7 protein-coding genes and 1 pseudogene are annotated in these 7,085 nt (G+C 62.7%); 6 read left to right on the plus strand and 2 right to left on the minus strand.

Features of this window, described 5'->3' with window-relative positions; genetic code table 11:
- From ACH2EI_RS16555 to ACH2EI_RS16580, 6 genes and pseudogenes are all read left to right on the plus strand, one after another.
- Nucleotides 1–232, plus strand: a 232-nt coding sequence (locus ACH2EI_RS16555; protein ID WP_395160821.1) for a LysR substrate-binding domain-containing protein, incomplete at its 5' end; no start/stop codon positions are given.
- A 148-nt stretch (nucleotides 233–380) separates the two neighbouring features.
- Nucleotides 381–908 (plus strand): SRPBCC family protein, encoded by a 528-nt coding sequence (locus ACH2EI_RS16560; protein WP_395160823.1) that lies wholly within the window; start codon nucleotides 381–383, stop codon nucleotides 906–908.
- Entirely contained in the window at nucleotides 901–1,515 is a 615-nt protein-coding gene (locus tag ACH2EI_RS16565) for a TetR/AcrR family transcriptional regulator (protein ID WP_395160825.1), read from the plus strand. Before ACH2EI_RS16560 ends, ACH2EI_RS16565 begins: the two co-directional genes overlap by 8 nt.
- 134 nt (nucleotides 1,516–1,649) lie before the next feature.
- A pseudogene (locus tag ACH2EI_RS16570) lies at nucleotides 1,650–2,696 on the plus strand (Ca2+-dependent phosphoinositide-specific phospholipase C).
- A gap of 73 nt (nucleotides 2,697–2,769) precedes the next feature.
- Entirely contained in the window at nucleotides 2,770–3,114 is a 345-nt protein-coding gene (locus tag ACH2EI_RS16575) for an HNH endonuclease (RefSeq protein WP_395151735.1), read from the plus strand.
- 106 nt (nucleotides 3,115–3,220) lie between these two features.
- Entirely contained in the window at nucleotides 3,221–4,477 is a 1,257-nt protein-coding gene (locus tag ACH2EI_RS16580; protein ID WP_395160827.1) for an MFS transporter, read from the plus strand.
- 15 nt (nucleotides 4,478–4,492) lie between these two features.
- Here ACH2EI_RS16580 and ACH2EI_RS16585 read toward each other — a convergent pair whose 3' ends face one another.
- Together ACH2EI_RS16585 and ACH2EI_RS16590 are read right to left on the minus strand one after the other, a co-directional pair.
- Complete coding sequence (locus tag ACH2EI_RS16585) at nucleotides 4,493–6,085, minus strand: hypothetical protein (protein WP_395160829.1); 1,593 nt, start codon at nucleotides 6,083–6,085, stop codon at nucleotides 4,493–4,495.
- Nucleotides 6,086–6,160: 75 nt separating this feature from the next.
- On the minus strand, nucleotides 6,161–6,994 hold the full coding sequence (locus tag ACH2EI_RS16590; RefSeq protein ID WP_395152114.1) for a 2-oxo-hepta-3-ene-1,7-dioic acid hydratase: 834 nt from the start codon (nucleotides 6,992–6,994) through the stop codon (nucleotides 6,161–6,163).
- Between the last annotated feature and the right edge of the window lie 91 nt (nucleotides 6,995–7,085).

The raw sequence follows: 7,085 nt of genomic DNA on the forward strand, positions 1-7,085 counted from the left end.
CCTCGGCTCGATCTCAGCCGTGCGCATCGCGGTCATTAACGGATCGTCGCCGACCGTGATTAGTCGCTTGGCCGTTGCCGACGACATCGCCAACGGTCGCCTCGTCGAGCTCACCGTTCCCGGCCTGCAGATCAACCGCACCCTGCGCGCCGTCTGGCCTCGCCGGAACGAGCTGCCTCGCCTCGCCGCGGCGCTCCTCGCGACGCTCCCTGGCGGGGCCTGGTCGGATTGAGCGCCACAGACCACCGGCAAAAAAGCGAGTCACCGCGGATAACCCTTGACCTTCGCAGGCTGCTGAATGTTGCAAACGGCGCGCCAGTCAATGTAGCGATCGCTATAGTATGTGTATCGAGCGCTACATACGGAGAAGGGGAATTCAGATGAAGTTCAAGAAGACAACCAAGATCGACGCGTCTGCTGAGGAGGTCTGGGCGATCTTTGCCCACGGATTCGACAATGCACACGAGTGGATGGCCTCGGTCCCAAAGTCATACGGCAGGGAGAACGGCAACCTGTTCGAAGGCGCCACATCGTCCGGCCGTGTGTGTGAGCTGCAGGCGGACCCGTCGGGACTGAAGGCCTCAGAGCAGTTTCTCGCTTACGACGAGGCTGCCAAGACGTGCACGGTGCGAATCGACTTCGTCGACGCGCCCAAGGTCTTTCCTGTCCACTACAACTCGCTGGACTTCGCGATAACGGTGGACGCTGATGAACGTTCGACCACCACGTGGGCTTTCAGCTCGAAGCTCAAGCCATGGGCCTACGTGATCTGGCCGGTGATCCGCAAGGGTGCATCAGTCGCTGTCGGGCAGATCGGCGAGGAGCTGAAACACTACGTCGAGACCGGGGAGCCACATCCCAGGAAGGTCAAGGCGCTGGAGAAGGCTCAAGTCGGCAAGAGTGGCTGACACCCAACTGCCGTCAGCTCGAGAGCGTCTGCTGACGTCAGGGGCGGCAGTGTTTGCCGAAAAGGGCTACGAGGGCGGTTCGACTCGCGAGATCTGCGCACGGGCCAGCACGGGCACCAACATGGTGCACCACTACTTCGGGAACAAGGCTGGACTGCTTGATGCCATTATCGAGCGGTTTGGAGCGCGGGTTCTCGCCCTCCCGATCAAGCTGCTTGCTGCGCCTGCTCAGTCCCGCGACGATTTCGTTTCGCGCATCGAGATGCTGTTCGAGGCGACGATGGATGCGTGTCTCGAACACAGAGACCTGCTGAAGGTGGTTGTGCGCGAGGACGCGTCGCCTGCTGTTCTGGGCAACTATGCGGACACGTTTGTCGCATTCCTTGATGAGGGAAAGCGGCGAGGCTTGGTGCGTGAGGGGCTCGACACGTCGATGGTTTCAGGCGTGATCCTTGATCGAGTGATCAATCAGGTGCTGTACACCCCGGGTATCAAGGCGGCGCACGACGTCGACATATCCGACCCGATCTACCTGAAACGCTGGTGCGCCGCGAACGTAGATTACGTTCTCCACGGGATGCTTCCCGCGACGAATCGGAGCATCTAGAGCTTCCTGTCCAGAGGTTGGGGTGAGAGGTCCGCCGGATCGTCACGCGGGATCAACCGGTTCGCCGATGAACTCGCCGGCGTTCTCGAAACTCGCGAAGGCGGCCGGAGTGGCCACTGTGCGAGCCGCTTCGGATGAACCACATCCAGGTGATCGGCTCAGACAACAGCTTCCACCTGGTTCCCCAGCCGGTCCTCTTCGACGGCATCGTTGCGATGTCCGCGGAGCTCGGGCGAGACATCGAGTACTCGCATCGGACGCTGACCGAACAGCCCGACGAGTTCGGGATCCGCCAGTTCGAACTCGACGTGTTCGCTGACCCCAACGGTGGCCTGTACGCACACCGCGCCGCAAACGCCGTCGTCAGTCTCCCTGTCACATCCGGCGAACCGGCACTCGACGAACCGGGCTTCAAGGTGATGCATACGCAGGACTTGGACGAGACCACGTGCCTCACCCTCGTGGCGCGTCTCAGCGAAATCGATGCATGGTCGTCCGACAACCCAAACCACGTGCCAATCGTCGTGCTGATTGAACTGAAGTCGCGATCGGTTCCCGAGGCAGCAGCCGAAGAAGGACTCATCCTCGACATCGACCTCCCAGGGGCCGTTCCGGTCGAGACGACAGCCGACGTGCTGCTCGCGCTCGACAACGAGGTGCGTTCTGTAATCTCTTCAGAACAACTCCTCGAGCCCGAGGTCCGTGGAGACGCCGCCACGCTGGCCGACGCGGTGGAGGGCGCCGGGTGGCCTGAGCTCACCAGCGCTCGCGGCCAGGTGGTGATCGTACTGAACGATGCCGGAGCCCAACGCGACCTGTATATCGCAGACACTCCCGTACTCGAAGGCCGACCGATGTTCACGAGCTCGACGCCCGGCGCGCCTGATGCCGCCTTTCTCTGATTCGACGACCCGACCGACCCGGGCCTCAATGCCGCAGCGGCCGCCGGCTATCTCATTCGCACCCGGACCGATTCGCCGACCGTCGATGCACGAGAGAATGACACCACGAGCCGCGACACAGCGTTTGCCAGCGGGGCACACTTCTTGAGTACCGACTACTACGAACCGTCGACCCACTTCGACAGCCCGTACGTCGTCGCGCTGCCGGGCGGGGCCGTCGCGCGCTGCAACCCAGTCACCGCCCCGGCCTCATGCTCGCCGGAGCTCTTGACCGAGTAGCGCGCAGTACCGTGGCCCCATGGCGGTCAGTGGGACACGGCGTGCTCGTGCGCAACGCAAACGCAAACGCCGGATGGATCGCGTCGAGCACGACCTGACCGCCGAGCAGTGGAGTGCGCTCAAAGACGAATGGGGCGGGTGCGCCTACTGCAGTGCTACCGACCAGCCGTTGCAGAAAGACTGCGTCCAGGCGCTTTCTCGCGGCGGCCGCTACACGCTGCCCAACATCGCTCCAGCTTGTCGGTCGTGTAACGCGAGTAAGTCGAATGACGAAGTGACCGGCTGGATGCGTCGCAAGAAGCTCGACGAACGCTCCTTTCTCGTTCGCCACTACGAGATCGCCAAGCTGCTGACAGAGCGGTTCCCAGAGGAGCCGGCAATCGACGTTCCGGCCGAACCCGACACCAGTACTGATTGATCGAAACCACCATCCCGCCACCATCCCGCCACCACCCCTTCCACCACCCCTTCCACCACCCGCCGCTGCTCCGCCACTGCCCCGGCACCAGTACGCTCGGCGACGCATGGAACTGGGGGCCGACAGCACGGCGGGCGAACTGCTGCGCGACAAGAACGTTCGGCGTTACCTCCTCTCGATCGCCAGCGCAGCAATCGGCCAGAACCTGCTCCTGACGGTTCTGTTCAAACAGGTCTTCGACATCTCCGGCAACGTGCTCGACATCGGGTTCATCGGCCTCGCTCAATTCCTACCGGCGCTTCTGCTTGTCCTCGTCAGCGGATACATCGCTGATCGGTTCGACCGTCGTCGGATCTCGTCGATCGGCTTGTTCGGTCGTGGCGTCGCGACGATCGCTCTCGTCGTGTTCAGCGTCAGCGGATCAGCCGCCGTGTGGCAACTGTTCGCGATCGCCGCCGTGCTCGGTACTGCCGACGCAATCCTCGTACCGGCACGCCGCTCGATCGCTCCGTTCGTTACGCCCATCGCAGCATTCCCCAAGGTCATGCCCCTCTGGATGGGCACATTCACCGCCGCCACCATTATCGGCCCGATCATGGGCGGCTTCCTCTACAGCGTGAGTGCGTCCTTGGCGTATGGGATTGCCGCATCGTTGCAGTTCGCTGCGATTCTGCCGCTGATCAAACTGCACTACAACCGCGAGCCGGAGCGCAACCTTGATCGGCCAACATGGTCGAGCGCCGTTGAAGGGCTCACCTTCGTCCGCCACACCCCGATCGTCCTCAGCGTCATCTCACTCGATCTGTTCGCTGTTCTGTTCGGCGGCGCTGTTGCGCTGATCCCGGCAGTGGCGAGCGAACGACTTGGCGTCGGTGACATCGCCTACGGCTGGTTGCGCGCTGCCCCAGGTATTGGTGCAGCCGGCATGGCCGTCGTACTCACGTTCCGCCCCGTAGTGCGCCGCGTCGGGCCGACGTTGCTCTGGGTCGTGGGCATCTTCGGTGCTGGCACAGTCGTGTTCGGCCTGACCCGCAACTACGCGGTTGCCTTCGTTGCACTCATCGTCATCACCGCCGCTGACATGGTGTCGATGAACATCCGCGGCGCAATCGTCCCGCTGGTCACTCCTGACCACCAACTCGGCCGTGTCAACGCAGTCGAGGGCGTGTTCATCGGCGCCTCGAACGAACTCGGAGCCTTCGAGAGCGGCGTGGCAGCACGAGCACTCGGCCTGCCGTGGGCAATCGCCGGCGGCGGGCTCATCACCGTGGCGATCGCAGCGTCCTTCGCATTGATCTTCCCGACGCTCCGCAAGATCGACACCTACGAAGAGCTCGCGCCGACCGAGCCGTCACCCGCCTGACCCGGGGAACCTGCTTCAGACCGGGCGAGTGACGACCGACGAGAAGCACATCTCGTCGTCAGTGCCATCGGCCCACAGGACATAGGCCGGTTCGAGGAGCGGGTCACGGAGCGCCCGATCCCAGGTGCATTCGACCCGAATGATGTCGCCGCTGTCGATGATGATGCTGTCGGTCGGCTCATAGATCAGCTGCCAGTCGAAGTCCCACACTGGGATGTCGAGCAACACCAACTCTTCGGGCGTGTCCGGATTGAGCGTCATCTTGAAGCTCGCCCCGATCTCATGCTCGTGGCCAAACACCGAAACGATCTCGCCGGGGTTGACAACCGGCCAGTCGCAGGTCGACTTCGCAATTCCGTCGACGAAACCGTCGGGCGCATCGAGTGGGTTACCGCAACCACCGATCAGTGCATCGGCGAGCACACCCGCACGTCCGTATGCATCAATCGCCTTCTGACGGGCTGCGTCGCGGTCACAAAGTGGGCCTTCTTCGCCTTCGCCGCACGGGATCTCAGCCGGAGCCAAGTAGGTGAACAGGGCAATTGCATCAACATCGTCGCCTTCAGCGAAGTTGATCGCAAAAGTCGACTGGTCAGCGTCGGCCTCAACGTCGTAGTGATAGTGCGTCTGCAGAACGAAGAAATCGCCAGCTTCCATCTCGAGCCCGGTGCCATCAGGGAACACGGTTGGATCGGTGCCCGGCGCCCACGTGAAAATCAGATCTGCGCCGTTGCCGGGGCTGAACCCGAAGCACGTCCAGCCTCCCTGACCATCAGCACCGTTGCGCTCTTCGACCGCAGCTCGCTCTGATCCTGGGACCACGAAGCCGACTGCATGGTGGACAACCTGCATCTGCTGCGGGATGAACTCCATGTCCGACACGAACGTCGATTCCGTCAGCTTGGGGTCATAGACGAAGCAGCGGTACTCGTCGGGTTGACCGAACTCGCCGTCGTAGCTTCCATCGGCCTGCATGACGAGATCGGGGTCATTGAGCCCGACGACACCGTTGACCGGGATCATCTCAGTGTTCGGATCCACGTCGAGCGGGGCACCGTCGTCGTCCCAGCGAAGGATCGTCGCGATCTCTTCGTCGGTCAGGCTCCAGTCATGGTCGAACGGGACGCTCTCGTCGCTCGCGGGCCACGGCGGCATGAAGCGAGTCTCGGTCACGATGGCAATGGCAAACGCAGCGCGCGACACATCGTCAGCCGTGTCGAAACGAACATGCTGTGTGCCCGGCCCATCGCCCGTGTGGCAGCTCGCGCAGGTCTCGGTGATGATCGGTTGAATGTTGGAGGCGAATGACACGCCGCCGGGCGGCGTTGTCTGAGGCGCGGCAGTCGTATCCGGAGCCGCCGATGTCGTGGTGTCGGCCGCCGTCGTCGGATCAACTGGCGTTTGAGCGTTGGTTGAGTCCGTGTTCGCTGAGCCCGCCACTGCAGGCTCTATTTCGCCTTTCGGTGCAGCGCCGTCGCTCCCCGACCCCAACCCACAGGCCGCTACGACCACCGCCAGAAACAGGCACGTTCCGGCGCCCAGCGCCCACGATCCAAGACCACGCGCTTTGCTCACATCGATGGAAATATCTGACCCCGCCATGCTCATCAGACTGGACAATAGTTGCGTCCGTTCCAGAGTTCCATGCGGACGGTCACACTGTGTCAGGCACAGTGTGACCGGTCAGGTGATGTCGAGGGTGAGTGTGCCCAGGTAACCGAAGTCCACACGGAAGTGATCGCCTGCACGGCAGTCGATCGGTCGGGTGAAAGAGCCGGCGAGAATCGTTTCGCCAGCCGTGAGTGGAATGCCGATGCCTTGGAGCCTGTTGGCGAGCCAGACGATCCCCATTGCCGGGTCGTCGAGGACCCCTGCGCCGAGCCCGGTCTCTTCGACCACGCCGTTGCGGTAGGCAATCGCACCGGCCCATCGAAGATCACCGTTGCGCGCCTCGCCAACCGAGATGTGTTCGTCGCCGACGATGATCCCCGAGTTCGCTGCGTTGTCTGAGATGGTGTCGCGCACCGTGCGCGTCCGACCGTCGTCGGGATGTACACGGTAGGACCGAGCATCGATCAACTCGAGCGCTGGCACCACATGGCTCGTCGCGGCGTACACGTCGTCGGTCGTCAGGTCGCGACCCAGTGCGTGGGGAACGAGGTCGTCGTGGAGTACGAAGGCGAACTCGACTTCGAGCTTCGGATCGAGGTGATCGGCAGCTGCTATCGAGCCGCCGTTCGGGATGAACATGTGGTCGAGCAGCGCACCGAAGTCGGGCTCATCGATGTTCATCGCCATCTGCATGGCCCGGCTGGTCAACCCGATTTTGTGGCCCTTGATCACTGCGCCGTTGGCGACCTGCAGGCCGACCCACTCCGCCTGGATCGCGTACGCATCGTCCAACGTGATGTCGGGGAATCGTCGGGTGACCGGGTCACACGGCACTGCAGTCGTTCGTGCCTGTTCGTGCTCGGCAGCAAGCAACGCGATCTGTTCGGTGGACAGCGTGAGACCCATCAGATCTTGCCCAGCTTCGGGATCGCGTGAGTGTCGTAGGCGATCGAGATGTTTTTGGTCTCCATGTAAAACTCGAAGCTGTATTCAGGCC

The sequence above is a fragment of the Ilumatobacter sp. genome (assembly GCF_041688325.1).
Taxonomy (GTDB): Bacteria; Actinomycetota; Acidimicrobiia; order Acidimicrobiales; family Ilumatobacteraceae; genus Ilumatobacter_A.